Annotated in this window: 22 protein-coding genes, 1 rRNA gene, 1 pseudogene and 1 riboswitch; of the genes and pseudogenes, 8 read left to right on the top strand and 16 right to left on the bottom strand. The window is 37.9% G+C overall.

The genetic code is table 11. The features are described from left to right. Positions 1-362: ribosomal RNA gene (locus ACR65M_RS07160) — 16S ribosomal RNA — on the bottom strand; the annotation flags it as partial. A gap of 423 nt (positions 363-785) precedes the next feature. Further along, complete coding sequence (locus ACR65M_RS07155) at positions 786-2,519, bottom strand: ABC transporter ATP-binding protein (protein WP_440272950.1); 1,734 nt, start codon at positions 2,517-2,519, stop codon at positions 786-788. A 374-nt stretch (positions 2,520-2,893) separates the two neighbouring features. Here ACR65M_RS07155 and ACR65M_RS07150 point away from each other — a divergent pair, with 374 nt between their 5' ends. From ACR65M_RS07150 to ACR65M_RS07140, 3 genes are all read left to right on the top strand, one after another. Continuing rightward, positions 2,894-3,751, top strand: coding sequence for a manganese catalase (locus ACR65M_RS07150; RefSeq protein ID WP_341331180.1), 858 nt, complete (start codon positions 2,894-2,896; stop codon positions 3,749-3,751). A 340-nt stretch (positions 3,752-4,091) separates the two neighbouring features. Next, positions 4,092-5,876 carry an ABC transporter ATP-binding protein gene (locus ACR65M_RS07145; protein WP_440272952.1) on the top strand — a complete coding sequence of 595 codons (1,785 nt, stop codon included), beginning with the start codon at positions 4,092-4,094 and terminating at the stop codon, positions 5,874-5,876. Further along, positions 5,873-8,008 carry an ABC transporter ATP-binding protein gene (locus ACR65M_RS07140; RefSeq protein ID WP_440272949.1) on the top strand — a complete coding sequence of 712 codons (2,136 nt, stop codon included), beginning with the start codon at positions 5,873-5,875 and terminating at the stop codon, positions 8,006-8,008. Before ACR65M_RS07145 ends, ACR65M_RS07140 begins: the two co-directional genes overlap by 4 nt. A 14-nt stretch (positions 8,009-8,022) precedes the next feature. On the opposite strand, the gene ACR65M_RS07135 is transcribed toward ACR65M_RS07140, so the two are convergent. Beyond that, the gene (locus ACR65M_RS07135; RefSeq protein WP_440272948.1) at positions 8,023-8,913 is read right to left on the bottom strand and encodes an AraC family transcriptional regulator; all 891 of its coding nucleotides are present in this window, start codon (positions 8,911-8,913) and stop codon (positions 8,023-8,025) included. A gap of 162 nt (positions 8,914-9,075) precedes the next feature. On the opposite strand from ACR65M_RS07135, the gene ACR65M_RS07130 reads away from it, so the two are divergent. Then, positions 9,076-9,543: a hypothetical protein gene (locus tag ACR65M_RS07130; protein ID WP_440272947.1), complete on the top strand. Its 468-nt coding sequence runs from the start codon at positions 9,076-9,078 to the stop codon at positions 9,541-9,543. 50 nt (positions 9,544-9,593) lie between these two features. Here the strand turns inward: ACR65M_RS07130 and ACR65M_RS07125 are convergent, their stop codons facing one another. The 6 genes from ACR65M_RS07125 to ACR65M_RS07100 all read right to left on the bottom strand — a co-directional run bounded on the left by ACR65M_RS07125 (position 9,594) and on the right by ACR65M_RS07100 (position 15,201). Continuing rightward, complete coding sequence (locus tag ACR65M_RS07125; protein WP_440272946.1) at positions 9,594-10,502, bottom strand: AEC family transporter; 909 nt, start codon at positions 10,500-10,502, stop codon at positions 9,594-9,596. A gap of 195 nt (positions 10,503-10,697) precedes the next feature. Then, complete coding sequence (locus ACR65M_RS07120) at positions 10,698-11,627, bottom strand: sensor histidine kinase (protein WP_341331175.1); 930 nt, start codon at positions 11,625-11,627, stop codon at positions 10,698-10,700. Positions 11,628-11,773: 146 nt separating this feature from the next. Next, positions 11,774-12,445 carry a response regulator transcription factor gene (locus tag ACR65M_RS07115; protein WP_440272945.1) on the bottom strand — a complete coding sequence of 224 codons (672 nt, stop codon included), beginning with the start codon at positions 12,443-12,445 and terminating at the stop codon, positions 11,774-11,776. A gap of 10 nt (positions 12,446-12,455) precedes the next feature. Next, positions 12,456-13,235, bottom strand: a complete 780-nt coding sequence (locus ACR65M_RS07110) for a DUF2705 family protein (protein ID WP_341331173.1) — start codon at positions 13,233-13,235, stop codon at positions 12,456-12,458. Further along, positions 13,228-14,145: an ABC transporter ATP-binding protein gene (locus ACR65M_RS07105; protein ID WP_341331172.1), complete on the bottom strand. Its 918-nt coding sequence runs from the start codon at positions 14,143-14,145 to the stop codon at positions 13,228-13,230. The genes ACR65M_RS07110 and ACR65M_RS07105 overlap by 8 nt, the downstream gene beginning before the upstream one ends. Before the next feature lie 603 nt (positions 14,146-14,748). Continuing rightward, positions 14,749-15,201 carry an Rrf2 family transcriptional regulator gene (locus tag ACR65M_RS07100; RefSeq protein WP_341331171.1) on the bottom strand — a complete coding sequence of 151 codons (453 nt, stop codon included), beginning with the start codon at positions 15,199-15,201 and terminating at the stop codon, positions 14,749-14,751. 141 nt (positions 15,202-15,342) lie between these two features. On the opposite strand from ACR65M_RS07100, the gene ACR65M_RS07095 reads away from it, so the two are divergent. Together ACR65M_RS07095 and ACR65M_RS07090 are read left to right on the top strand one after the other, a co-directional pair. Beyond that, complete coding sequence (locus tag ACR65M_RS07095) at positions 15,343-15,978, top strand: NAD(P)-dependent oxidoreductase (protein ID WP_341331170.1); 636 nt, start codon at positions 15,343-15,345, stop codon at positions 15,976-15,978. Between the two features lie 411 nt (positions 15,979-16,389). Continuing rightward, positions 16,390-16,493, top strand: a riboswitch (SAM riboswitch). Between the two features lie 83 nt (positions 16,494-16,576). Further along, a complete protein-coding gene (locus ACR65M_RS07090) occupies positions 16,577-16,774 on the top strand; it encodes a Fur-regulated basic protein FbpA (protein ID WP_341331169.1) in 198 nt (65 codons plus the stop codon). Between the two features lie 95 nt (positions 16,775-16,869). On the opposite strand, the gene ACR65M_RS07085 is transcribed toward ACR65M_RS07090, so the two are convergent. Next, positions 16,870-17,628, bottom strand: a complete 759-nt coding sequence (locus tag ACR65M_RS07085) for an SDR family oxidoreductase (protein WP_341331168.1) — start codon at positions 17,626-17,628, stop codon at positions 16,870-16,872. A 188-nt stretch (positions 17,629-17,816) separates the two neighbouring features. Between ACR65M_RS07085 and ACR65M_RS07080 the strand changes: the two genes are divergently transcribed. Further along, positions 17,817-18,422 (top strand): TetR/AcrR family transcriptional regulator, encoded by a 606-nt coding sequence (locus ACR65M_RS07080; protein WP_341331167.1) that lies wholly within the window; start codon positions 17,817-17,819, stop codon positions 18,420-18,422. A gap of 29 nt (positions 18,423-18,451) precedes the next feature. On the opposite strand, the pseudogene ACR65M_RS07075 reads toward ACR65M_RS07080, so the two are convergent. The 6 genes and pseudogenes from ACR65M_RS07075 to ACR65M_RS07050 all read right to left on the bottom strand — a co-directional run bounded on the left by ACR65M_RS07075 (position 18,452) and on the right by ACR65M_RS07050 (position 24,737). Continuing rightward, positions 18,452-19,263: pseudogene (locus tag ACR65M_RS07075) on the bottom strand (pentapeptide repeat-containing protein). 98 nt (positions 19,264-19,361) lie between these two features. Then, complete coding sequence (locus ACR65M_RS07070) at positions 19,362-19,979, bottom strand: nitrite reductase (RefSeq protein ID WP_440272944.1); 618 nt, start codon at positions 19,977-19,979, stop codon at positions 19,362-19,364. 160 nt (positions 19,980-20,139) lie between these two features. After that, the gene (locus tag ACR65M_RS07065) at positions 20,140-21,627 is read right to left on the bottom strand and encodes a YcdB/YcdC domain-containing protein (RefSeq protein WP_341331165.1); all 1,488 of its coding nucleotides are present in this window, start codon (positions 21,625-21,627) and stop codon (positions 20,140-20,142) included. Positions 21,628-21,720: 93 nt separating this feature from the next. Beyond that, positions 21,721-21,930 carry a copper chaperone CopZ gene (copZ, locus tag ACR65M_RS07060; protein ID WP_341331164.1) on the bottom strand — a complete coding sequence of 70 codons (210 nt, stop codon included), beginning with the start codon at positions 21,928-21,930 and terminating at the stop codon, positions 21,721-21,723. A 95-nt stretch (positions 21,931-22,025) separates the two neighbouring features. Then, positions 22,026-24,422 carry a heavy metal translocating P-type ATPase gene (locus ACR65M_RS07055; RefSeq protein ID WP_341331163.1) on the bottom strand — a complete coding sequence of 799 codons (2,397 nt, stop codon included), beginning with the start codon at positions 24,420-24,422 and terminating at the stop codon, positions 22,026-22,028. Between the two features lie 12 nt (positions 24,423-24,434). Further along, positions 24,435-24,737, bottom strand: a complete 303-nt coding sequence (locus tag ACR65M_RS07050; RefSeq protein ID WP_341331162.1) for a metal-sensing transcriptional repressor — start codon at positions 24,735-24,737, stop codon at positions 24,435-24,437. Between the two features lie 353 nt (positions 24,738-25,090). On the opposite strand from ACR65M_RS07050, the gene ACR65M_RS07045 reads away from it, so the two are divergent. Then, the gene (locus ACR65M_RS07045; protein ID WP_341331161.1) at positions 25,091-25,783 is read left to right on the top strand and encodes a thermonuclease family protein; all 693 of its coding nucleotides are present in this window, start codon (positions 25,091-25,093) and stop codon (positions 25,781-25,783) included. Position 25,784: the final 1 nt, after the last annotated feature.

Below are 25,784 nucleotides of genomic sequence, written 5' to 3'. Positions count from 1 at the left end.
GCTGCCTCCCGTAGGAGTCTGGGCCGTGTCTCAGTCCCAGTGTGGCCGATCACCCTCTCAGGTCGGCTACGCATCGTTGCCTTGGTGAGCCATTACCTCACCAACTAGCTAATGCGCCGCGGGCCCATCTATAAGTGATAGCTAAAAGCCATCTTTCAATATGAGACCATGTGGTCTCATATGTTATCCGGTATTAGCTCCGGTTTCCCGAAGTTATCCCAGTCTTATAGGCAGGTTGCCCACGTGTTACTCACCCGTCCGCCGCTAACTTTTGGGAGCAAGCTCCCAAAAGTTCGCTCGACTTGCATGTATTAGGCACGCCGCCAGCGTTCATCCTGAGCCAGGATCAAACTCTCCAATAAGAGTATTGATTGCTCAATAATTTGTTACTTTAGAATTAAACGTTGACGCTTGTATTGTGTTCAGTTTTCAAAGAACTTTTTAGCGCCGCTCAAAAGCGACTTTACTAATATATCATGTTTCTTTATATGAAGTCAACACTTTTTTAATTGTTAATTTCATAGATTCGAAGAACATAAAAATTATATTAACATAATATATTAAATAAATCAAGATTCTAATTTGTCGTTTTTTTATTTATGTGTTCGAAACGACAAAATTTATATTATCACTTTAAACAACTCTATTCAACAACCAATTTATTACAAATATAACCCAATATATTTTCACTGCAACTACAACAATATTCCGTTCATACTATTAAATAGACGAGAGAGACAGGTACTGTGTCCCAACTAGGTCATCGGACCTATCCCTAATTTCCGCTATGTCAACTGCTGTTCTGCAAAACTTCTATATAAGTCATGGCCTTCAATCAATTCCTGATGTGTCCCTTTGCCTGTGACTTTTCCTTTTTCAATAAAAATGATTTGATCGGCGTCCACGATGGTTGACAATCGATGAGCAATGACAAAGGTGGTGCGACCTTCCATGAGTCGCGATAATGCTTCTTGAACAATACTCTCGGATTGGCTATCAAGACTTGCCGTTGCCTCGTCCATCATGAGAATTTTGGGATCCCGTAAAAAGGCCCGGGCAATCGCAATCCGTTGCCTCTGTCCACCAGATAATTTTACACCCCGTTCCCCTACTTCGGTATCTATTCCTTGTGAGAAAGCACGAATGAATTCATCCGCATAAGCCATTTTTGCCACTTCCCATAAGCGGTCGTCTGAGATTTGATCTGCATTCTTCAATCCGTAGCATAAATTTTCACGAATAGTTCCCGCCATCATCGCACTTTCCTGAGAGACATAGCCAATTTGACTTCGCCATGATTCGAGTGATAGCTCGTGAATAGGAATGTCACCTATTCGAATTTCACCAGTTGTTGGTTCGTAATACCGTTCCAACAAGCCAAACATCGTCGTTTTTCCTCCACCACTTGGTCCTGCAAAAGCAATCATTTGGCCAGGTTTTGCTTCAAATGACACGTCTTGAATGACTGGCTCCTCCTCTTCATAGGAAAAAGAAACATTTTCAACTTGAATTGGTAAATTTGAAATATCAATATCTTTTCCTTTCTGTCCTTCTTCTAATGGAAGTTCGATGATATCAATAATCCGTTCTGTTGCGCCTTTTGCTTTTTGCAACTGGGTGAAAAACATAGCAAATGATGTAATCGGAAAAATAATTTGAAACAAATAAAGTAGGAATGCAACAAGTGAACCTGTGGTCATTGATCCATTTGCCACACGGATTCCTCCATATCCAATAATAATAACAATGACAATCATGATAATTGTGTACATGAGTGGACCAATTAGTGCGAAAATCTTTGCCTCTTTTAACCCGTATGTAAGTAGATTTTGGACTCCATTAACCCCTTTTTCCGCTTCAAAGCGTTCAGCTGTTGAAGACTTCATCAATCGGATCTCACTAATGGTCTGTTGAATTTCCCCTGAAAATGTGGCGGTTTCATCCTGCAAACCTCGTGAGATTTTCGCCATTTTACTTCCAAGTGGCATCATGATCACCATTGTAAGCGGAACGGATACGAGCATGAGAAGTGTCATTTTCCAATCCATAATTAACAAAATGATGATTGCCCCAATGATCGAGATAACACCAGTTATAAACTGCGGGAAATGCTGCGAAATTAAATCCTTTACTATTCCGGTATCATTTACTACTCGGCTAACCGATTCCCCACTTTGTTGCTTATCGAAATAGCTGACCGGTAATCGGATGAGCTTTTCCCACATTTTTTCTCGCAATCGCGAAACAATCCGTTGACCGACGGCAGCAAGCATATAAGTTGATACACCATCAATCACCGCTTGTAAAAGAAACACAGCTGCAATGATTGCGATTAAAGTACCATTAATCGAGATTCCGGAAAATCCATCCACAAGCTCTCGCGTTAATAACGGAATCGACAGCCCCACAAAAGTTGTAATAATACTCCCAACTAAACCAAGTGTCAGCGCTGCCTTCGGAATATTCGTTGACAAGATCAACCGAAAAAACGGTCTCAACCCATTATCCTCTTTTTTCATACCTATTTACTCCTTCCTGAAACTAAGCACACCTGTCCTAGGATAGAAAGTTCCTTCGTGGGACAGAGGGACAGGTCCATTGTCCCAAACTTACAATTAATCCATTTCCAAACATATCGCTCCTTTACCTACGAATCAAACTAGATAAAGTTACAACTCTTGTACAGTTATTCCATTTCCATTTTCTATTAAATGTGGCTGACCTGTCCCCATGAACAACTGTGCACTCCCCCTCCCCAATTTGTACTAAATACTGACATACACCCATTTTTTTCTAATGTAAACACCTAATTGGTACCGCTTCATACTCTAATTAACATAGGCAATTTATACAAGACCTATGAATTCGTTTTATATGTGGAGGTAGATAAACGATGTTCTATCATATTAAAGAATTACAGTATCGAGCGAAACCAGAACGTCCCGATGCGCTTTTTGCAAAACAACTTCAAGAGGTGCTAGGGGGACAATTTGGCGAAATTTCTGTTGCACTTCAATATTTATTCCAAGGATGGAATGTTCGAGGGGCCGATGGCAAATATAAGGATTTACTTATGGATACAGGTACGGAGGAACTTGCTCACATCGAAATGTTGGCAACAATGATTGCAAGACTCCTTGACGGCGCTCCAGTTGGTGACCAAGAAATTGCTGCGAAAGATCCTGTAATTGGGGCAATCCTAGGTGGGATGAACCCACAACACGCAATCGTTTCGGGGCTTGGAGCGATGCCAGCAGATAGTGTAGGCAATCGTTGGACAGCTGATTATATTATCGCGAGTGGGAATCTGTTAGCCGACTTCCGTGCAAATTTAACTGCTGAATCTCAAGGTCGTTTGCAAGTTGCTCGATTGTATGAATCAACAACTGACCGTGGTGTAAAGGATATGCTTTCATGGTTACTTGCGAGAGACACGATGCATCAAAATCAGTGGATAGCCGCAATTTATGAACTCGAATCAAAAGAAAATATTGTGGTACCTAGTACATTCCCACGCGAGTTAGAAAAACGCGAAGTTTCTCATGTACTGTTCAATTTCTCTAGAGGAAACGAAAGTGCTACAGGTAGATGGGCGAGTGGACCAAGTATGGATGGTGAAGGTGTATTTAAATATGTAGAAAACCCTCAACCATTAGCCAAAGCGCCTAAACTACGTCCAGCACCACCATACATTCACGACACATTACCAGCCGTACTTCAAAATGGCTTAGTACCTCCAAGCATGTACTAAACTTGAGATGGGACAGAGGGACAGGTACATCGTCCCAGTTTCCTTTTCCATTTTGCTACAGTTGTTAAAATCGGAAAATGTGAAAGTATTCTTCTTTCAGGGATCAACAGTATTTCTTTTTTTCCACTTTAGTTTTCGTGTCCCGCAGACTGGGACACGGGACCTGTCCCTGCGCCCCACACCTTCGACCCACATGAAATCCCCCAGATAAACACGTGAAACCCACCCCCTTCCATAGCAAGATAATCCATGTAAGTTGATAGGGAAATCCATGTTACCTTTGAAAATTATGCGGTAATCTTACCTTACGACATTTTTTTAGAAGGTGATGGATTTGGATGTGAAACCTATTTTCCGTGAGCATTTGATTCAAAATAAATGGGGCTATATAATGGGTACCATTTTGGTTACGATATCCCTCATATTGCAACTTGTTGTTCCAATGTTGCTTGAAGTCTTCACAGATGGTCTACAAACCTTTTCTACAAACAGCGATGAACTAATCCGGATTGCCTTTTGGATGGTCATAGTGGGAATTGGTGTATTTGCCTTCAGGTCTACAGGAAGAATTTATATTTTTCGTTTATCAAGACTGTTAGAACGAAATATTCGTGAACGATTATTTTCTCATTGGGAGACTTTGCAAACAGAGTATTATCAAAAGCAACGGATTGGAAACTTAATGGCACATGCTGTTAATGATGTAAATGTCTTAAGACAAATCGGTATGCAAGGTGTGTTCCAAACATTAGAAGCAGCTGTACTAATAACAGTGACAGTCATCATGATGGCGACGACCATTGATTTGTATTTAACATTGTTAGTCCTTTTACCACTCCCTGGTTTAACCTACTTGGCTTATCGATTTCGCATAAAAATTAGGATGCACTCTAATCTAGTACAAGAAGCTATTGGCAGCTTAACGAGCCGAGTCCAAGAATATTGCTCAGGCATCAGAATCATTAAAACATATGTCCAAGAAAAATCCGAACTAAAAAAATTCGAACAGGACAATCAAACCAATGTAGAGGCAAATCAACAATTAATTCGGTCTAACTCCCTTTTCAACTCACTTAGTCAAGGAATCGTTGGGCTCAGCTACCTTACCTCGATTGTGTTTGGTTCGATTTTGGTTATGCAAAACACCATATCCCTTGGTGAATTTGTTGCCTTTAATACCTATTTATCACTTTTAGTTGGTCCTATTGAAAATTTAGGTAAAGTTATTAATTTACTTCAACAAGGATCCGCGGCCGATTTACGTTTACGAGAGGTACTTTCTACAAAACCTTCTATTAAAAACGAAGAAGGAATTGTAAACATGCAATCTATTCAAGGCAACATTATGATCAAAGGGCTAACTTTTTCGTATCAAAATAAACAAGGTCATGCACTTTCTTCTATAGATTTACACATACCAAAAGGCGCAACCTTAGCTATTGTTGGAAAGATCGGTAGCGGTAAATCAACCCTTGTTAATCTACTACTACGAATCTACAATCCACCTCGAAATACCATCTTTATCGACCATACAGATATTCGAGATATTCCGCTTAAAATGCTGCGACGATCAATCGGGTTTGTTCCACAAGATCATTTCCTTTTTTCCACATCCATCAAGGAAAATATCGGATTTGATCCAAAGGGATATAATGATCACCAAGTGGAACTTGCTGCAAAACAAGCCCATGTTTATCACGATATTACAGATTTGCCAAAAGGGTTTGAAACTGCCTTAGGGGAACGTGGCCTGTCATTATCAGGAGGCCAACGACAACGTGTTAGCATTGCTCGAGCCTTGGTGAAAGAAGCACCCATTATGATTTTTGATGACAGCTTGTCTGCTGTTGATTCGAAAACAGAAAAAAATATTTTACACACACTTAAAACGAAAATGAAAGATACCACAACAATCCTGATTAGTCACCGAATTTCCACAATTCAGCACGCTGACCAGATTATTGTACTTGACGGAGGAAAAATTATTGAAAGGGGAACACATCATGCTCTTTTAAGAAACGACGGGGTATATAAAAAAATGCATAACCAGCAGTTGACCGGACTAAATGTCAATCCGTCCCACTCCCATGGGAAACCGATTGCGATTAAGAGGAGGAATCGATGATCGAGAAGAATGTAACAAACCAACTCAAAAAATATAGTGACCAACAATTATTACGAAACATTCTCGCGTTTGCAAAACCTTATTGGAAGCTCTTTGTATTCTCTCTTCTGTTGACAACCTTGATTGTTATCGCAAGTCTGGCTCAGCCCTATTTAATAAAAATTGCGATTGACAATCATATTAATGGAATCTATGCACCTATGGTTTTTGTCGACCAATCCGAAAAAGACCAAGCATTACATATACTCGACGAACAAGGTATTAAAGGGAAAGAAGTTACTACTTTTGAGGGACATACGTATTTTCGTATAACTGAATCTGGTGGTGAACTACCCGCTGGTGTGCAAAAAGCAAGAATCGTTTCCATCGAAGGAACAAATTATCTCATCCATGGCTGGAATACTGGATTAAAGAATCCAACTAACTATGAGATTACGAATAATCAAATTTCCATTAACGACAACTTCTACCCGGTTATATCCTTGCAAGGAGATGCGGAGCAATTATTTCGCGGCCAGGATTATACCGGCATGATTTGGCTTGGAATGCTTTATTTTGTGTTGATTATTGGTTCATCCGTTCTTACGTATTTTCAAAATAACTCCTTACAATTTACTGGTCAATCTGTCATCTTTGATATCCGGCAAACAATTATGAAGCATTTATCTCGTATGCAGGTTTCATTTTATGATAAAAATCCAATCGGGCGACTTGTCACACGAATCACACATGATGTCGAAGCTTTGAACCAACTTTATTCTCAAGTCATTGTAAATCTCATACGTGAAATCTTATTGCTAATTGGGATTATCGTGATTATGTTACAAATGAGCGTAAAGCTTACATTAATTAGTTTTACAGTGATTCCATTCATCGCCCTACTTACGTTTTATTTCAAAAAAGTCATTCGTAACGCTCAAAGGTATGTACGTTTTGTCTTGAGTAGATTGAACGCCTATTTAGCAGAAAATCTATCAGGTATGAGTATTATTCAGATCTTTGTTCGTGAAGAAAAGCAATTAGAGCAATTTAATGAATTGAATCAAGAACATTATCGGGCCGGGATGCGTCAAACCGTTTTGAATTCGATTTTTAATCCTTCCATTGGCTTCTTTGGTAATATTTCGATGGCTTTATTAATTTGGTATGGAGGCAGAAATGTATTAGACGGTGCCCTTACATTTGGCGTGGTGTATGCATTCACCCACTATGTGCGGCAATTTTTTGAACCATTACGAGGTCTTGCCGACAGGTTTAATCAAATACAAGCAGCGCTTGCATCTGCAGAACGGATTTTTGATACATTGGAAACAAAGCCCACGATAGTGGATAAAGCGGACCCTATAAAACTGCCACACAAGGTGAACGGAAAAATTGAGTTTAAAAATGTATGGTTTGCTTATCAATCAGAAGATTGGGTGTTAAAGGATGTCAGTTTCACCATCTCCGCTGGAGAAACAATCGGTATTGTTGGCGCAACGGGTGCAGGGAAAAGTTCTATCATACAATTAATCAATCGTTTTTATGATATTCAAAAAGGAAGTATCACTTTAGATGGGGTATCAATAAAGGATGTAGAAATAAGTGAGTTGCGAAAGCATGTGGGGATTATCCAGCAGGACAGTTTTGTGTTTTCAGGTACTGTATTTGATAATATTCGCCTAAATAATAAAACAATCGGTGATGAAGAAATAAGAAGAGCAGCAAAATCTGTTGGGATTGACCCCTTCTTTAAAAACCTACCACAACAATACGAAACTTTACTTGGAGAACAAGGAACGGTGTTATCGACCGGGCAACGACAGCTTCTGTCCTTTTTACGAGCGATGATGGCAAATCCTGACGTCTTAATATTAGATGAAGCCACTGCCAATATTGATACAGAAACCGAAATCGTTGTGCAGGATACCCTAAAGCGAATTTCAAAAAACCGAACAACAATTATCATAGCGCATCGTCTCTCCACCATTCAACATGCAGATAATATCATTGTTTTAGATAAAGGTAGAATTATAGAAATGGGTACCCACCCTCGACTTTTTCAACAAAAAGGCGCGTATTATCGCTTATGTATGAGTCAAAACAAACAACAAATGACGAAAAAACAAAAAACGAGACTGTTTCACTTATAGCTAAATGACTACCATTATTTCGGCTTTTCATCAGAAATAGGGTAGTCATCTTTTGTTGAACTTACAAATATCTTGTAGTTATCACTAAATTGAGTTGGGGAAACACCTACGATTCTTTTAAAAATGCGGCTAAAATATAACTCATCCTGATACCCGACACTTTGGCTGATTTCTTTAATTCGAAAATCGGAAATCGCCAATAGTTCTTTTGCGCGGTCAATGCGAACATGTGTTAAGTAATCGATCGGGCTATAGCCCACATATTCCTTAAATAGACGTGCATAATGACTCGTACTCAACCCTGCCATCATGGCTAAATCTGAAAGATTCATATGTTCATGATAATGATTTACAATATAATCGATAGTGGTATCGATGGCCATTGTCGAATTTCCTGTAATCTTTTGCGAGCGAAAATCTTGAATAATCATCAGCAATAATTCTTGAAAATGCAATTTTCGCTGCATCGCTACTGTCGGACCTCTTCGTTTGGAGAGTTGATGGATTTGATCCAACACATGAATCATATTTCCCGTATTAGTAATTGGAAAAACTCCCTGTAAAGGAAAAGATTTTCCTTCAGGACGTTCAAAATTCCAATGCCCTTTATCCTCAAAAGCTACTGCATATGTAAAACGAACGAAATAAAATTCAAGCGGATTTGATGAGGATGTCTTTTTTTCGCAGATCATCCCCGGCCGAAAAATAACTAGTTTACCAGGTTTCAACTTATACTTTGTGCCGTCGATTGTTACTTCACCACTCCCTTTTGTAATAAACCAAAGTGAATGGTGTGGCTGCTCACGAAACGGCTTATACCAGTCAGGCTTACACCTCTTGTAACCGGACAGTAATAATGAAAAGACAAGCTGATTTATATGCTTTGCTATTTTCCCCGTATTCACACAAACACCACCTCACAAAAGAATCCCCATATCCTATTCACGAACGATTGTAAATATTCCATTGAGACAAGGATCTCTCGTCCCCAAATGGGCCATCAAACCTCGTCTCTCAAGACACCATTTCCAAGACCATTCCATAAACTGTAGATATGGGGTGATAATGTGAAACGTTGGTTGAAGTTCTTTATTTTATTTTACCTCTCAGTTTTATTTTTTGGCAGTTTTTTAGCAATCGGTGTATTGTGGGTTGGTGCACTTGATGAAACACTCCACATCCAAGAAAACATTAAAATGTTCCTATATTATTTCTTCGCCGGAGCCATTGGCGGTTCACTTCGACATCTGTATATGTTTTGTTCCCATTATATGAACGATAAATTAATCGATCCTCGTCATTGGGTTATGTATATTTTCTTTCCGCTATTTGCTACTGGTACAGCTGTCATCGCTGTCACCCTTATTCAAAGTGGGATTTTAATGATTGATTTCACCGACAATATTGATGGTCCCTTTGCACAGGTCAGTGTCGCCTTCTTTGTCGGATTTGGCTTTAACCGATTTCTAAATAAACTCAATGAGATCTCATCAGGCATGTTTGATATGAGAAAACAAGATCAAAGAAAGGGCTGAGTTTCTCAGTCCCTTTCAAATAGAAAGTGGTCCGGTATAGGAACACTTGTTTAAATTAGATGTGCAAATACATATAAAATCACGATACTCACCAAGATAGTGATGTTAGTAATCGTTGCAATTAACCGAATGCTTTCATTACTGTACTTGAATTCAACCGCAAATGGGATGACTGATGAAGCAACCGGAAGTAGTAAACCAATTAATACGGTGTATCGAAACATAGCCTCGTATGGAAGCAGAAAGAACAAGGTGACTCCAATCAGTAAGCCCACTCCATACCGGAACGTTAAAAATTTTATCATTGGCTTTAAAAATTGTTTTTCAAATTTAAAATTTAAATAAAGCCCCAATAGTAATAAGCACAAAGGCATATTGGCTTGTGAAATTGTACTAGCCACATTAATGACCATTTCCGGTAATTTAATATGACTTAAATTTAAAGTACTTGCAATTAAATACGTCATCAATGGGATTGATTTCGTAAGTTTTTTTAGAATCGAAATCGGTTTGAGACTTAAACCTTCTTCAGAAAAATAGCTACCTAAAATATAGCTAATGCCAAAGACAATTAAGGATGTTCCCACATCAAATATACTAAAATACGTCAATCCGTCGATTCCCCAAATTGCAAAAACAAGTGGAAACGCAAATAAACCAACATTAAATCCGGACGACATCATCAAAAACGAACCCTTAAGCTCTTTTTTCTCATTTTTAAAAATAACCATGCCCAGTAAAGATATGATAATTCCATAAACAAGAACAATAATTGGAATTAAAATAAGCTTCAATTCAATTTCAACCGTATCAAACGTCACAAGCACTAACGCAGGAAGCGTGATTTTAAAAATAAGCTTGGAGATCGTCTCTCCATCCTTCTCCTGCAAAATACCAATGCGCTTCAACACATACCCCAGCGCAATAATCAAAACAATATACAAAAACTCCTCATTCATAAAACACTACTCCTCTGTCAGACAAAAGTTGCTTCCTGGGTCAGAGGGACAGGTCCCTTGTCCCACCAATATTTCCCATCTGTATATCAATCTATCTTTCAATTCTAATCAAAAGTTCAACAGAATGATAGATGCAAAAATCACAAATAAAAATCGAGAGTCTGCAAAATTATTTGCAAAACTCTCGATACTTTTTTATTTCGATTCATTTAGGGCAGAAACCTGTCCCATATTAATTGGAAGGTGAATAGTTAGAATAAACCAATTTGAATTGAGTTCTGCTTCCATTTTCCCATTCATCCTTTCAACTAGCTTCTTAGATAGATAAAGCCCCAATCCGCTTGCCTCGGTATTTGTGCGACTCGTAACCTCTGTATAGAATCGGGTAAATACTTTTTCTATAGCGACTTTACTATCTGATTTGATATCATTTTTCACACTAAAAATAAGAAAGTTTCTCTCGATCTGATAGCTGATCATCGCTTTACTTTTGGCATAACGAAGGATATTTTGAACAATATTTTGGATAACACGAACGAGCATTAATTTGTCAGCAATAATTTGCCTATCATTTATCTGTTCTGGAAATTGGAGCTCGATATTCTTTTCCTCAAGTTGTTCATAGAAGGACAAAAAGATTTCTTCAACCAGGTTAGAAAGAATAATCGATGATAACTCTATTTCTCGTTGGTTTGTTTCAATTCGAGCCAGATTATAAAATTGATCGGTCATATCTATCAGACGTTTAACAGATTGATCGATAATTTTTAAATACTGCGCCCTTTTTGTTTCATCCGTGGTTGTATGTAAGAGTTCAACATAACCCTTGATTGACGTAAGTGGTGTTCGTATATCATGAGATAACCCAGCAATAGATAACTTAACATTTTCTTCCATCTGCTTTGCCTGACGATTTTTATCTTCAAACGTATCAATCATTTGGTTCAACTCATCAACTACATCCATCAATGCCTTCTCACGAAAATCAAGTGAAAGCCTACCTCCAAATCCAGAACGGTTTGGAAGGTCCTTAATCTCTTGTTTTAATTTACGTAGTTCTCGTTTTAAGAAATAAAGATAAAGAAGAAGCGCCAATGCAAGTGTGACAAATATCCATCCCCACATTCCATCCACGCTCCTTTCAATCAAATACGCATAAAAGTATTTGCCACACAACTTTTCGAGTTTGCAAGAAATTTTCCCTTGGAAAAATCGTGGCATTGTCGGTGGCATTAACTTTAATCAGCAGAAGTGGGACCTGCCAAATAATGTTAATCGAATTTAAAACCAATTCCCCATACTGTTTTAATGTAATTCGTTCCCCCATGGTTGAGTTTATTTCGTAAATTACTAATATGCATGTTTATCGTTTTTTCACTATCAAAAAATGGTTCATTCCAAATACTTTCATAAATATTGGCGCGACTAAACACCTTTTGAGGATTCTCTAAAAACAGGAGTAAAATCGCGTATTCACGTCCAGTCAAATGAACTTGTTCTCCATCGGTTTCCACTTCACGCGTGTCTAAATTCACACTGATGTTTTTATAATGAATTTCTTTCATTTGACTTACTGACGTACTGGCTGCATGACGTAATTGAATGTGAATCCGTGCAAGAAGTTCCTTCAGATCAAAAGGTTTTATGATATAATCATCTGCTCCTGATGTTAACAGATGCAATTTCGAATCCTGATCATTTTTTGCTGAAATCACTATTACAGGAACTGTAGAGTTTTGCCGGAGCTGCTGAAGAAAATCTTCTCCATTCATCCCCGGAAGCATCAAATCTAAAAGAACTAAATCGACCTGATTTTGTTCAAATAACAACTTTCCTTCAGTTCCTGAGAATGCACTGAGTGTTCGAAAATCTTGTAATTCCAATGCTTCCTTAATAAGCGAATGAATTGCCATATCGTCTTCAATAATTAAAATGGCTGCCATATAAATCGACCTACTTAATATCAGTTCTGTTAAAAAATAGAATTCCTAACCCTAATGATAACATTATTGTAATAATACTTACCAATACCATCTCAGGAAATCTCGCAATATCTACTGGACTAGCGAAGTCTGAATAATTTAAGAAGGTTTCTGTAAACCAGAATGTGACATGCTTGAAGTGTTCAGTTTGCAGGAAAACTGGAGGAACAAAAGCAGTCATGATTGTATAAAGAAAACTCCACACGAGTGAGATACCGATGTTTTTCGTTAGGAAGCCAATCATCACATAAATTGACACGTTTGCTAAAATTAATAAATAAAGCGTACCGAACGTTTTTGTCGCATAGCTTAAATAATTGGTAATACCCGCAACTTCACCAAACCCGAACACAACCGAAAAACCTATCACTCCAAGTATTGTCATGATAATTACACCAACAAGTGAAAGTAGGGAAGCCGTTACAAGTTTAGACAAATAATAATGCGTGCGGCTGCGTCCTAGGGATAATGCATTTCGAATCGTTCCATTTTGAAATTCTTCTCCAATAAAGAAACTTATAAAAGCACATATCACAAATAATATGGTAAATCCATTTTTCTCCATCATCAAAATACCTGTTGCTCCGTTAATCACTGTATCTTTAGCTTGGACTAAATCTGATCCGTAATTCACAGATATTTTACTATTCACGACCTGGTAGATTGGAAGCAAAATTAAAATACTAATAACGATCCATAGTTTTTTACTTCGTAATAATTTAATTCTTTCTGCTGTTAATAGATTAAGCATGAGTGTTTCCCCCTGTTAATTGTAAGAAATAATCTTCTAGCTTTTGTCTAGTTGTTCCAATCCTTGAAATATTCACACCAGCTAACACTAATGTACGATTGATTGCAGCGACATCATCCAATTTTTCGAAGATGTTAATTTCAGAACTATTTACAACCACGTAATCCTTTATTCCTAATTCATCTAGTACGACAACTGTTTTTTGAACCTCTGTTGTTTCTAATTCAATGTATTGACGAGTTTCACGTGCTAATTCTTCCTTGGAAAGTTCATTAATGATTTTTCCGTTATGAAGAATACCGTAATGTGTAGCGATCTGCGAAAGCTCATCAAGTATGTGACTTGAAAGTAAAACGGTGATCCCCCGTTCTGTAACTAATCGTTGGATAATTTCACGCATTTCCACTATTCCCGATGGGTCTAAGCCATTTATCGGCTCATCTAAAATTAATAACTCAGGGTTTGTAATCAGTGTGGAGGCAATGGCTAAGCGTTGGCGCATCCCTAACGAGAAGTTTTTCGTTTTTTTCTTTCCTGTATGACTAAGGTTCATTAAGCGTAATAAATCATCAATCTCTCGGTTGCTCACACCACCATTTGCAGCTTGCACTTGTAAATTCTCCCTAGCTGTTAATTCCGGATAAAGGGCTGGTGTTTCAATCGATTGACCCATTTTTCGACGCGCTTGTTGCAATCCCCTCGAACCTGTTTCCCCAAACAGCTCGATGTTTCCTTCATCGATTTTGATTAATCCCATAACCATGCGCATGAAGGTTGACTTTCCAGCACCGTTCTCCCCGATTAAGCCGTAAATCATACCTCGTTTGATTTCAATCGACACTTTATCCAGCGCTTTGTGTTGACCATATATTTTTGAAACATTGGTTGCTTTAAGAATCGTTTCTGACATAGCTATCATCCTTTCGATGTTGTGTTGTTAAGCTTAGAATAAATTGTAGGTATAAATTAATAGACCAGAAAAGTATAAAGAAAGTGTAAAGAATGGTTTTATATCTATTTTCATTAGAGGAATTTGTCATATTTGGTGTTTTTGTTATAACATTTTCCATATATGTCCAAAAGCCTTAGGATATATGGATTTGAAGTAATGGCTTTTTCCACTAATAACCAAAATCGCTAGCATATATGCTGTTATTGTTGTAGCTTTTTCCACTTTTAAACAAAACTCCAGTCATATTTAGTGTTTTATTTTATTAAATGCTCTTTTCTAAAAGATTGTTGCTATTAACTTAATAATGTTTATCAGTGGAAAAAGGTGTGATTTCCGCTTCTGGCACTCGCTTTCCGCTGGCGATCCGCAAGCCTCCTCGCTCATACCTCGCTGCGGGTTCTCGCAAGGATCACTATTCCGGCAGGAGTCTTGTGCCATCCGCTCCAATCATTTCAATTAACACCCAGTGTGTTATGAAATATTGCTTATCCTAAAAAATAAAAGAGGGTGTCAATCCAACATGGATTGACACCCTCTTTATGAACCTAAAATATTCATATCTCATTTGGGTCGCTGTACCTGTCCCTCTGTCCCAACTTCGTTGATGCCGTTTATAATGTCTTCTAGGGTTACGTTTGCTAAGATTTTCTCCATAGCGAATTGAGCTTGTACAAATAAGGGTTCAATGGCATTTTGAATATTTCTGCCGACGGGGCATTCCGGATTAGGATTGTCATGGACGCTAAACAGCTCTCCTTCTCTTACTACATCAACTGCCTTATAGACATCTAGCATTGTAATCTCTGTTGATTTTCTTGCGAGTTTTGCACCTGCAACTCCCGGGTGTACTTCAATTAAGTTTGCTTTTTTAAGCATTCCCATAATTTTTCTAATAACTACTGGATTTGTATTTACACTTGATGCTAAAAATCCTGATGAACATTCCCCCTCTTTCGATAACTTTATGAGGGAAAGTATATGAATTCCAACAGAAAATCTACTACTGATGGACATCGCTGTCACCTTTCTTTCATTCCTAATCGTACGTTTATTATACCTAAAAGTTGAATGTATTGACATTAACTATACATGTAACTATAATCATTACATGTAATCAATATAATTACAAGCTAAACCACATAGGAGGTAACTATAATGAAAATTGGAATTATTGGTGCAAATGGTAAAGCAGGAAGCCTAATTTTAAAAGAAGCAGTTAAAAGAGGACATGAAGTTAAAGCAATCGTTAGGGATGCATCTAAAATACAGAACAATCAAGTATCTGTTTTAGAAAAAAATATTTTTGAATTAATAAAAGCTGATGTTGAGGATCTCGATGTAGTAGTTAATGCTTTTGGTGCGCCACTTGGAGAAGAACAAGCCCACGTAGATGCCGGCCATGCATTAATTGAGGCTGTTAAAGGAACAGATACAAGAATCATAGTTGTTGGTGGTGCAGGAAGTCTTTATGTTGATGAGGCAAAAACCCTTCAACTCATCGACACACCAGAGTTTCCAGACTTTGTAAAACCAACAGCCAATGGTCAAGCACGAAATCTTCAAGAACTTAAAGAAACAGCAGATATCACTTGGACATTTATCAGTCCATCTGCAGTATTTGATTCAGAGGGAAAAAGAACTGGTACTTATCAAACTGGTAAAGACAATTTACTCGTTAACTCAAAAGGCGAAAGCTACATTAGCTACGCTGACTTTGCCATCGCAGTAATTGACGAAATCGAAAACCCCAAACACCTTAACCAAAGATTTACAGTCGTCGGCGAAGCTTAATGGGACACAGGGACAGGTTCCTTGTCCCAGAACAGGACAATGCGGTACCTCCTGTTAATTATCCCCACAGTCATACGGAAGTCTATTTCATCCTATGCCTTTTATTCTATTATTTTAAGAGGCAAACATATGAAAAACAAAGTATTTCCTGCAGAAATCGAAGTCATTTCTACAGAGGACCCTTTTGGTTTCATCTTAAAATCAAATTTGGAATTGAGAGACAGGTTGATTAACCCCTTGGGTTATGAATCTTGTCTCTTTTTTATGCCCCCTTTTCGCGTCCTTATTTTTTACGAAATCATTACATTTTGCAAAATTTCATAAATACAAGTAGACACATCGGAATAATATGGTTAAACTATAAATAACATCCATTACGTCTAGGGTGTTTCATTTGTACAAACTTATAAAAACTTATCAAGAGAGGTGGAGGGGCTGGCCCTGTGAAACCTCAGCAACAGATTCGTTGAATACTGTGCTAAATCCTGCAAGCTAACAAGCTTGAAAGATAAGTGAGGTTACCCTAATCATAAAAAAGCCTCTTCTTATCTTGTTATTGGGTCTTTTGAAAGCCAATTACGAAAGGAGAGAGATGATTATGGCTATATTAAAAGAAACTGTTGAGAAACGTAAAAATGAGATCATTCGGAAACTAATTGCGTGTAACATGTATAAAAAAGATGGAAAACATCTATTTGAATTATCCCTGCCCGAATTAGAACATGAGTACTTTAAAATTCAATCTAAAGGACATCCACATACTGGTTACGGATCAATACGTTGGAAAAACTTTTAAAAGTCTTTCCTTGAAGGAACAAAACTTGTTTCAAATTAGAATAAAATATGCCAAAAAGCTTGGATCACCATATGTGACCCAAGCTTTTTCATTTCCTAATATGCTGTCCAACCCGCATCCCCGGTGATGACTGTTCCGTTGACAAAACTTGCGTCATCTGATGCAAGGAATAGTGCAATACTTGCGATTTCTTCCGGTTTACCTGTACGTGGATTGATAGCCAATCCTGGCATAATACGGCCCATTCCAAAATCACTTCTGCCAGTCATCGAAGCACTGATATTAGTTTCAACACCGCCTGGTGCAATCGCGTTACAACGAATCCCACTTTGAGCATACATGAAACCGGTGTTTTTCGTGAATCCAACTACCGCATGTTTAGAGGCGGTATAAGCAGCACCAGCTCTTGCCCCTTGAAGTCCGCCTGCAGATGCTACGTTGATAATAACCCCAGCCTTTTTCTCTAAAAAGATTGGCAGTACTTTACGGGTTGCGCGCATTACACTCGTTGTATTTACCGCAAAAATTCTTTCCCATTTCTCGTCTTCAATTTCTCCAGCTGGTTCAAAGTTGTCCATAATTCCTGCATTATTTACTAAAATATCTACTGTTCCATACTTCGTTACAGCAGAATTAATTAAGTGTTGAATATCTTCTTCTTTTGCAACATTGGTCATAACAGCGATAGCTTCTCCGCCATTTATCTTGATTTCATCAACAGTTGCATTAGCAGCTTCAATATTAATATCTGAAACGACTACTTTTGCACCTTCATTTGCGTACAGAATTGCAATTGATTTTCCCATACCAGAAGCGGCACCTGTAACAACTGCTACTTTTTTCTCTAGCCTCATGTTCATTCCTCCAATTATGATAGAATGCATTTTAATAAACAGTTGTACGTTAATCAACAACTATCTATAGTATAATAAGAAGAATAATACGCTTACAATCAGCAAAACCATGATTAAGTGTTTACTAATAAACAAATATATATGAATTTGTCTAGTATTTTTGTTTTATCAAACATGGGAGGATGTTTATGTCTAGTAATAATGACTATCTTGACCGCCGAATTGTAAAGTCAAAGCGAGCAATGAAAGATGCATTACTATCCTTAATGAATGAAAAAGACTTAAAGAAGATTTCGATATCAGATATTGTACGGGTTGCGGACCTAAATCGTGGTACATTTTATAAGCATTTTCAATATAAAGAAGATATTCTACATGAGATTATGGATGAAGTCATCACTGACTTGATTGAATCTTATCGGGAACCCTATAAAGGTGTTGAAGTATTGGAAATTAAAAAACTATCTACGTCCGCGGTAAAAATATTTGACCATGTCTTTAAATACGCAAATTTTTATACACATATCGTCAGAACACACACTTTAACAGGCTTTCAAAATAAGTTTTGTACCGTCTTAAAGGATCTCGTCTTAACTGACTTGCATGACGTACTCACCAATCAAAAAATTGATAGGGAGATTCACGCCAATTACCAAGCATATGCAATATTAGGGATGGTCGTAGAATGGATTAATGGCGGGTTTAAATACAGTCCACAATTCATGGCAGAACAACTCCTCGAAATAGTCAAATACAATCGGGCTGATTCTGTTGTGAAACCAGTGAAAAAATAATATGGGACAGTTAACTGTCCCTAGCATTTTTATTTTATCCAATGATCTGGTCTAACTAAAAAATTCGGTATTTTTGTATGTACATTTCCTCTAGCTGAATTGATTTGAGACTGTGTTAGAAAAAGAGCATCATCTAGGTTTGCATGACTTAAGTCTGCATCACGAAGATCAGCACCAATAAAGTCAGCTTTTCTTAAATCAGCATGGCTCAGATTAGCTGCTATTAGTAGAGTTCCTCGGAAGTTAGCACCCTGCAAATCAGCCCCTTTTAGATTGGCACCTACGAAATCAAGACCCTTCCGTTTCTGTTTCTCTTTCCTTTTTCCGGTTAAATCTTTTCGGTATACTTCACTAGTTTCTTGTAAGTATTCATTAACCCTCTTCTATGGGAGACGATGTCTAGCCGTATAATTTCTTTAGGGGCTTTCTTCGTTAATTGTAACGTTTCGTTGTATAGACTTTGCATACTAAGATGAAATGACTGAGTTTCCCTCAAGTTTAATGCTTGATTGAGATACCAAAGCATTTCATGTAGTTGTTGTACAAGTGGAAATACCTCGAACATTTCACTGGCTCGCTCTGAATTGTCTCTCCAATCATTACCTTTATAGATTGTTTGTGAGACATGTTGACCGGCTCCAAAGCACTCATAAGAAACACATCCACGAAACCCTTTTTCCCTTAATCCCTCATGAATTTTACAACGGCTATCTGAACATAAATTGCGACATGGCTCTCCACCATCTTTATTAAAGGGAAAATCTGATGATTTCCCATAAGGTAAGGCTACACAACATAATCCAAAACAATGAGTACAATCAGATTTAAAATAATCATTCATACTAACACTTCCATATTACCTTGATATATCCCAAGTATAAATGAAGATATAATCAATTTATACAATTATTTGGGACAACAACCTCTACTGTCCCGTTGTTAGCTGGTGAGTTGGTCTATCCCTATTCGCTTAACGAATTTATAAAATTGCTCCCGCTTTTTACCCTGCTCTGCATATGTAGAAATGATATTTTCGATAGAACCATAGAGTTCTTCTGGTGTTAGGTTCTCTTTCAATAAAGTACCAACCTCAGCATCCTTTCCTTTTGCTTTCCCACCAACATATAAATGATAGTGATCTCTGATTTTCATGATCCCGATGTCATTAACAAGCGGCTCACCGCAGCCTACCGGACAACCCGTATATGCCACCCTAAGTGTAAATGGTACAGGCTTCCCAGCAATACGGCGATTAACTTCCTTTGCAACTGGCATGCCTTCTTCCTCTTCCCCTTTGCAAAAATTGCACGTTCTTAAACTCTTAACGAAGTTTCCAACTGGATAACAAGTTAATCCTACCCGCTCGAATTCTTCAATGATTTCATCCTTTTGAAATTCAGGAATTTCAATGTATAGCTGCTGGAATGTCGTCAGTTCAAGCTCTTCATCTTCATTCATATATTTAGAAATTGCTACAAGTTGCTTTGCATTCAACTTTGCACCAAATCCAATGCCACCATTAATGGCAATCTTTATTTTTTTCACATCTTCATCCATCCTAAACACACCCCTATATTAATACACCCGGTAGGTATATATCACGTAATATTAATAGACTATTTGTATCAATAGTTTACTATACCCCCCTAATGTATGTAAACTAATTTTGACACCTGAACAAACCAAAAAAGCAGCCCTATAGACTGCTTTACTAAAATCACTTTATAAAAGTAGCGTCACCAACATCCACATACATCGCTTCCCCACTGGTTGCGTCAATCGCACGGACGTGACCAACTGTATTTGGAAAGTCTGCTACATAAGCTAGACTATAAACAGACATCCCGTCTTCATCATACTCACGGATAAACATTCGTTCCATTTTCAAATGCCTTTTATATATTTCTTTAGCATCATCAACTGAAATGATAGGCTTGGTCGGTAGATTACTATATAATTCAAGGGATGGTACGTCCAAGTTGAAATGAGTTATCTTACCTGTATATCTCCCAACCTCGATTACTGTCACATGATTAACAACTCGCAGCCCTTGATGGAATAAATGAACATAGAAGGTGTAAGTTTCCTCAACTTCAATGTATTCCTCATCCCAATCATCAAACTCCTCTTCAAACATTTCAGCTTCATTTAAATCTTCTTCAAGCTCGATTGCTTCTTCCTCATCCGCAAATACATCATCGAACTCATCATTTTCCGTTTCAAAGATCTCAAGTCTAAATCGTTCATGTGCATCAGGATACAGTTTAAACAACAGACCCATTGCACGCTCTTGGGCATTCTCTAAGCCAATATCTTCCCCACTATTATCATGTTCTTCCCCATTTTTAACTTGTAAAAGGAACCCATCCTTCTCACCAAAACATAGCTTTATCACATGATTGGACTCTTCTTCCATATCAAAAGAATACGAATCTAGAGATACTTGCTTGGACCAAACTTCAACCCGTTTCCCATCCAATACTTGCTTATGCAAAAGTGTATAGTCAGTTGTTAGACCGACTAATTCGTATACATCCTTAACTGAGCACTCTCGTTTTTCTATAGTCAAATCCGTTGGATATTCTTCTTTTATACTTGGAAACTCTGACCCGTCAACAGGGATTTCCATGATCTGTTCAATTACACTATACGAAAGGTGGTAATTGTTATCTCCATTCTTATAAACTTCATGATCAAATTTTTGTATATTCAACTCGAAGTCTAGTCCTTCAATGTATTTTTCCAAAGCTTCCTCTTCAGATACAACGAAATCAGAATAACGAATCTCATATTCTTCATCTGTACTGTAAAAACTCATGATTTGACCTGATGTTGAAATAGTTATCGTGAAACCGGTGCTATGTATAAACAAACCATATTTCTCATCTCTCTTTTCATACGTCACCATGTACGGATTATCTAAATCTAGGATTCCCGAAAACTCGTATTCTTGCTGTCCTGGAAAAAAGTTGTCAACAAATTTTTTCGCAATCGCTGTTAATTCTTCCTTTCTAAGTTCTCCCTCTGGGGCATCATCCACTAACGAATAGCTTATTAACTCTCCCTTTTCATTCAAAGAATAGCTCCCGATTATTTCATCTGTAGCTGATTCTAGGATATCAAAAATTCCGTCTTCATCCTCCGATACTTGAACATACACTCCTACAGGCAAAAAAGCCTGCAACTTCTCTATTATTTTGTTCATCATATTCCTCCTCTCGTATAGATGGACGGTCCATTGTCCCAAAAAAGGGAGTTCATGTCTCAACCACGAACTCCCTTACTGTGTAATGTAATTTTATGCTACAACATCATAGCCTTCTTCTTCAATTGCTTCTTTCATAGCATTGACATCTACTTTAGTTTCATCATAAGTAACATCTACTTTACCTGTTTCCAAGTGAACTTCAGCAGCTGATACGCCATTTAAGTTTTTCAATGCGCCCTCGACTGCTGCTTTACAGTGACCGCATGACATACCTTGTACGTCTAATGTTTTCTTTTCCATGATGTTTTCACCTCCTTTAACGTGCAAGAATATCTAGCACTTTGCGCATTCAGCTCAATAATCATTAACCATAATGTGAGCCCCAAGCACTTAGTTTATAATTTCACTCGTTTTAAACGAAGTGAGTTCGAAACTACACTTACTGAGCTTAATGCCATTGCAGCCCCGGCGATCCATGGTGCAAGTAATCCAATCGCTGCAACCGGAATACCTGCTACATTGTATCCGAAAGCCCAGAATAGATTTTGACGAATATTTTTAATCGTTTGATGACTGATTTTAATGGCTTTTGGAATTAGCAATAACTCCCCACCAAGAATGGTTAAGTCAGCGGCTTCGATTGCAACTTCTGTTCCTGTGCCAATAGCAATCCCGATATCTGCTGTGACAAGAGCAGGTGCGTCATTTACGCCATCTCCAACCATGGCAACCTTTTTACCTTTATCTTGTAACTCTTTCACTTTGTCTGCTTTTTCTTCAGGTAACACTTGTGCAATTACCTGGTCGATTCCAACTTGTTTCGCAATCGCTTGCGCAGTTCTTTCGTTATCACCTGTTAACATGATGACTTCAATACCCATCTCTTTTAATTGCTTAATCGCTTCTGGCGCAGTTTCCTTAATTGTGTCAGCCACGGCAATCATACCGCGATATTCTCCATCAATTGCAATCAACATCGCTGTTTTTCCTTGTGTTTCATATTCGACTAATTGCTTTTCAGAACCGGTTGTAATAATAAGATGATCCATCATCAGTTTTCGATTTCCCACAAGAACGTGTTTGCCAGAAATTCTTGCTTCGATACCATGGCCGGGTATAGCTCTAAAATCTTCGACCTCTAAAAATTCGATATCATTTTCTGTTGCATGGGCAACAATTGCCTCTGCAAGTGGATGTTCTGAACCTTTTTCCGCACTAGCTAATAGCTGCAACGCTTCATCGTCACCCGTAAAGTCAGTAACTTCTGGTTTACCTTTTGTGATAGTTCCGGTTTTGTCTAAAACAATCGCTTCAATTTGATGTGTACGTTCTAAGTGTTCTCCACCTTTGAATAAGATTCCGCTCTCAGCTGCTCTACCTGTTCCAACCATAATGGATGTCGGAGTGGCAAGACCTAAAGCACACGGACATGCAATCACGAGTACAGCGATTGATGCGACTAATGCAGGTTCAAACTGACCTGGCTCCACAAAAGCAATCCAAATAACAAAGGTTAAGATTGCAATGCCAATTACAATTGGAACGAAATAACCTGAGATCACATCAGCTAGACGTTGAATTGGCGCCTTTGAGCCTTGCGCTTCTTCTACTACTTTAATAATGGATGCAAGGGCTGTATCTTTCCCAACTTTTGTTGCTTCCATTTCTATAGCGCCGTTTTTATTAATCGTGGATCCAATTAATTTTGAACCTGGATCTTTTTCAATCGGTATCGATTCACCAGTAAGCATTGATTCATCAACAGACGTTCTTCCTTTCACAATGATACCATCTACAGGTATTTTTTCACCAGGTTTTACAAGAACACGATCTCCAACAAGAACGTCTTCAACAGGTATCATGATTTCTTTTCCATCACGAATCACTCGTGCTTCTTTCGCTTGCAGATTCAACAATTCGGAAATCGCATTTGTTGTATGACTCTTTGCTCTTGCTTCTAAAAACTTACCGAATAAAATCAATGTGATTAAAACGGCACTTGTTTCAAAATATAAATGTGGCATATAATGTGCGTTCCCGATGGTTTTCAGTGCTTCATATAAACTGTAAAAATACGCGGCACTTGTACCTAAGGCGACTAGCACATCCATATTAGCCCCACCATTTCGAAGGTTCTTATAGGCACCTTCATAAAATTGCCAGCCGATAATAAATTGAACTGGCGTTGCTAATGCAAATTGAAACCATGGATTCATAAAAATAGCCGGTATGGTCATTCCAAATAAATGAACAAGCATCGTAATTAACAACGGTGCTGACAGCAGTGCCGAAATAATTAATTTTATTTTTTTGGATTGAAGCTCTCTTTCTTTGTAGGTTTGCTTTTCCTCAGCTTCCACCTTTAGTTTCGCGTCATACCCTAGCTTCTGTATCCTCTCAATCAAGTCTTTGACATCGACCATTCCTGGGTTATATTCAATGGCGGCACTTTCAGTCGTTAAGTTGACCGTTGCCACCTTAACACCCTTTTGTTTATTCAATACCTTTTCAATCCGATTTGAACAGGCCGCACATGTCATCCCAAAAACATCGAGTTCTGTTTTTTCCATTATTACGCCATATCCGATATTTTCAATTTTCTTTGTAATTTCCTCAATCGATATCTTTTCCGGGTCATAATTAACGGTTGCTTTTTCCGTTGTTAAATTAACCTGCGCTTCCACCCCGTCCATTTTATTTAACTGTTTTTCAATACGGTTGGAACACGCAGCACACGTCATTCCCGTTACACCAAGTGTTGTATGCTGCATTGCACGCTGTGCCTCACTCATCGTCTATACCCCCTATTTCGAGAACTGTTTTAAAACAGTCATTAACTCGTCAATCGCTTCTTGCCCTTCCCCATTCTTAATAGAATCACTGACACAATGTTTCATATGTCGTTCCGTGATCGTATACCCAGTTTGCTTTAATGCAGATTGGATGGCACTTATTTGTACTAAAATATCTACACAATAACGATCTTCTTCAACCATTTTCTGTATGCCACGAACTTGACCTTCAATACGTTTTAAACGGTTAACAATAGCTTGCTTTTCATCTTTTGATCTTGGTTGACTCGGGTGCTCATGTAAAAATTTATCCAAATCAATCACTTCCTTTACTTTATAATCTTACTATACCCCCCTATAGTATTCAAGTCAACGAAAAAGAGTGATTAAGATTAACTTTTTTACGCGAATAGCTATAGTAGGTATAAATTTTTTCGAAAAAAAAAAGGGTAATTAAGCCCATTATCAATATATCTTGAATTTATCAATATCATTTTATCTTCATAATTAAAGTGTACGATACCCCCCTATTGTATGCAAATGAAAATTTTGTGACTTATAAAAGAAGATACCCTTCTATATGGTTCGGTACATTCAACCCTTGAATTTTTCGAGATATTTCATATTATTAATTAGTAACATAGATAAGTTAGAAAAAGGGAGAAACAATGAAGAAACTAATAAAGACATTAATCGTATTCTTAAGTACTACAATCCTATCCGCTTGTTCGGATACCGTTGATGTACAAGGAATTCAAGAACTAGCAGACAAAGTTGAGCAAGCTAGCGAAATTGTCGGTTCAAACGAATTAGAAGAGTTCAGCGATGCGGTAGGTAATGCTGCAGAATTTGCTGGAGAAATTGAAAATTTAACTGAAGTCCTTACGAAACTGCCAGATGGAGTTAATGAAGATAAAGTTGTAACGGCTCATATAGAAACTTGTTATGACGGTGACACTTGTAAAGCGATTGTAAATGGTAAAAAGGAGTCCCTTCGTTTTTTACTAGTAGATTCAAGTGAAATTAAAGGTGGCCCTATGCCATTTGCAGAGGAAGCACGTGATTATTTAAATAATTTAGTGGAAGGAAAAGAAATTGTTCTTGAGTTAGGTAAAGGTAATAGTCGTGATAAATACGATCGCCTACTTGTCTACGGCTTCTTACTAACGGGTGAAAACATTCAAGAAACAATGTTAAAAGAAGGACTTCTAATCGTAAGATATATCTATGAAGACAAAAAGTATCTAGATGATTATATTGCAGCCATGGAGCAAGCGAAAAAAGCGAAAATCGGCGTATGGTCGATTCCTGGATATGCAGGGTATGATCGGCCTTATAATATAGAGGCTGTTTCACATTAAT

It is taken from the genome of Ferdinandcohnia sp. SAFN-114 (assembly GCF_059415045.1).
Note: the sequence above shows the minus strand (reverse complement) of the source record. Positions and strands in the feature narration are given on the sequence as shown.

Coding starts and splice junctions, on each gene's coding strand:
- ACR65M_RS07155 (WP_440272950.1), bottom strand. CDS start 2,519: ATGAAAAAAGAGGATAATGGGTTGAGACCGTTTTTTCGGTTGATCTTG.
- ACR65M_RS07150 (WP_341331180.1), top strand. CDS start 2,894: ATGTTCTATCATATTAAAGAATTACAGTATCGAGCGAAACCAGAACGT.
- ACR65M_RS07140 (WP_440272949.1), top strand. CDS start 5,873: ATGATCGAGAAGAATGTAACAAACCAACTCAAAAAATATAGTGACCAA.
- ACR65M_RS07125 (WP_440272946.1), bottom strand. CDS start 10,502: ATGAATGAGGAGTTTTTGTATATTGTTTTGATTATTGCGCTGGGGTAT.
- ACR65M_RS07120 (WP_341331175.1), bottom strand. CDS start 11,627: ATGTGGGGATGGATATTTGTCACACTTGCATTGGCGCTTCTTCTTTAT.
- ACR65M_RS07115 (WP_440272945.1), bottom strand. CDS start 12,445: ATGGCAGCCATTTTAATTATTGAAGACGATATGGCAATTCATTCGCTT.
- ACR65M_RS07110 (WP_341331173.1), bottom strand. CDS start 13,235: ATGCTTAATCTATTAACAGCAGAAAGAATTAAATTATTACGAAGTAAA.
- ACR65M_RS07105 (WP_341331172.1), bottom strand. CDS start 14,145: ATGTCAGAAACGATTCTTAAAGCAACCAATGTTTCAAAAATATATGGT.
- ACR65M_RS07100 (WP_341331171.1), bottom strand. CDS start 15,201: ATGTCCATCAGTAGTAGATTTTCTGTTGGAATTCATATACTTTCCCTC.
- ACR65M_RS07095 (WP_341331170.1), top strand. CDS start 15,343: ATGAAAATTGGAATTATTGGTGCAAATGGTAAAGCAGGAAGCCTAATT.
- ACR65M_RS07090 (WP_341331169.1), top strand. CDS start 16,577: ATGGCTATATTAAAAGAAACTGTTGAGAAACGTAAAAATGAGATCATT.
- ACR65M_RS07085 (WP_341331168.1), bottom strand. CDS start 17,628: ATGAGGCTAGAGAAAAAAGTAGCAGTTGTTACAGGTGCCGCTTCTGGT.
- ACR65M_RS07080 (WP_341331167.1), top strand. CDS start 17,817: ATGTCTAGTAATAATGACTATCTTGACCGCCGAATTGTAAAGTCAAAG.
- ACR65M_RS07070 (WP_440272944.1), bottom strand. CDS start 19,979: ATGGATGAAGATGTGAAAAAAATAAAGATTGCCATTAATGGTGGCATT.
- ACR65M_RS07065 (WP_341331165.1), bottom strand. CDS start 21,627: ATGAACAAAATAATAGAGAAGTTGCAGGCTTTTTTGCCTGTAGGAGTG.
- copZ (WP_341331164.1), bottom strand. CDS start 21,930: ATGGAAAAGAAAACATTAGACGTACAAGGTATGTCATGCGGTCACTGT.
- ACR65M_RS07055 (WP_341331163.1), bottom strand. CDS start 24,422: ATGAGTGAGGCACAGCGTGCAATGCAGCATACAACACTTGGTGTAACG.
- ACR65M_RS07045 (WP_341331161.1), top strand. CDS start 25,091: ATGAAGAAACTAATAAAGACATTAATCGTATTCTTAAGTACTACAATC.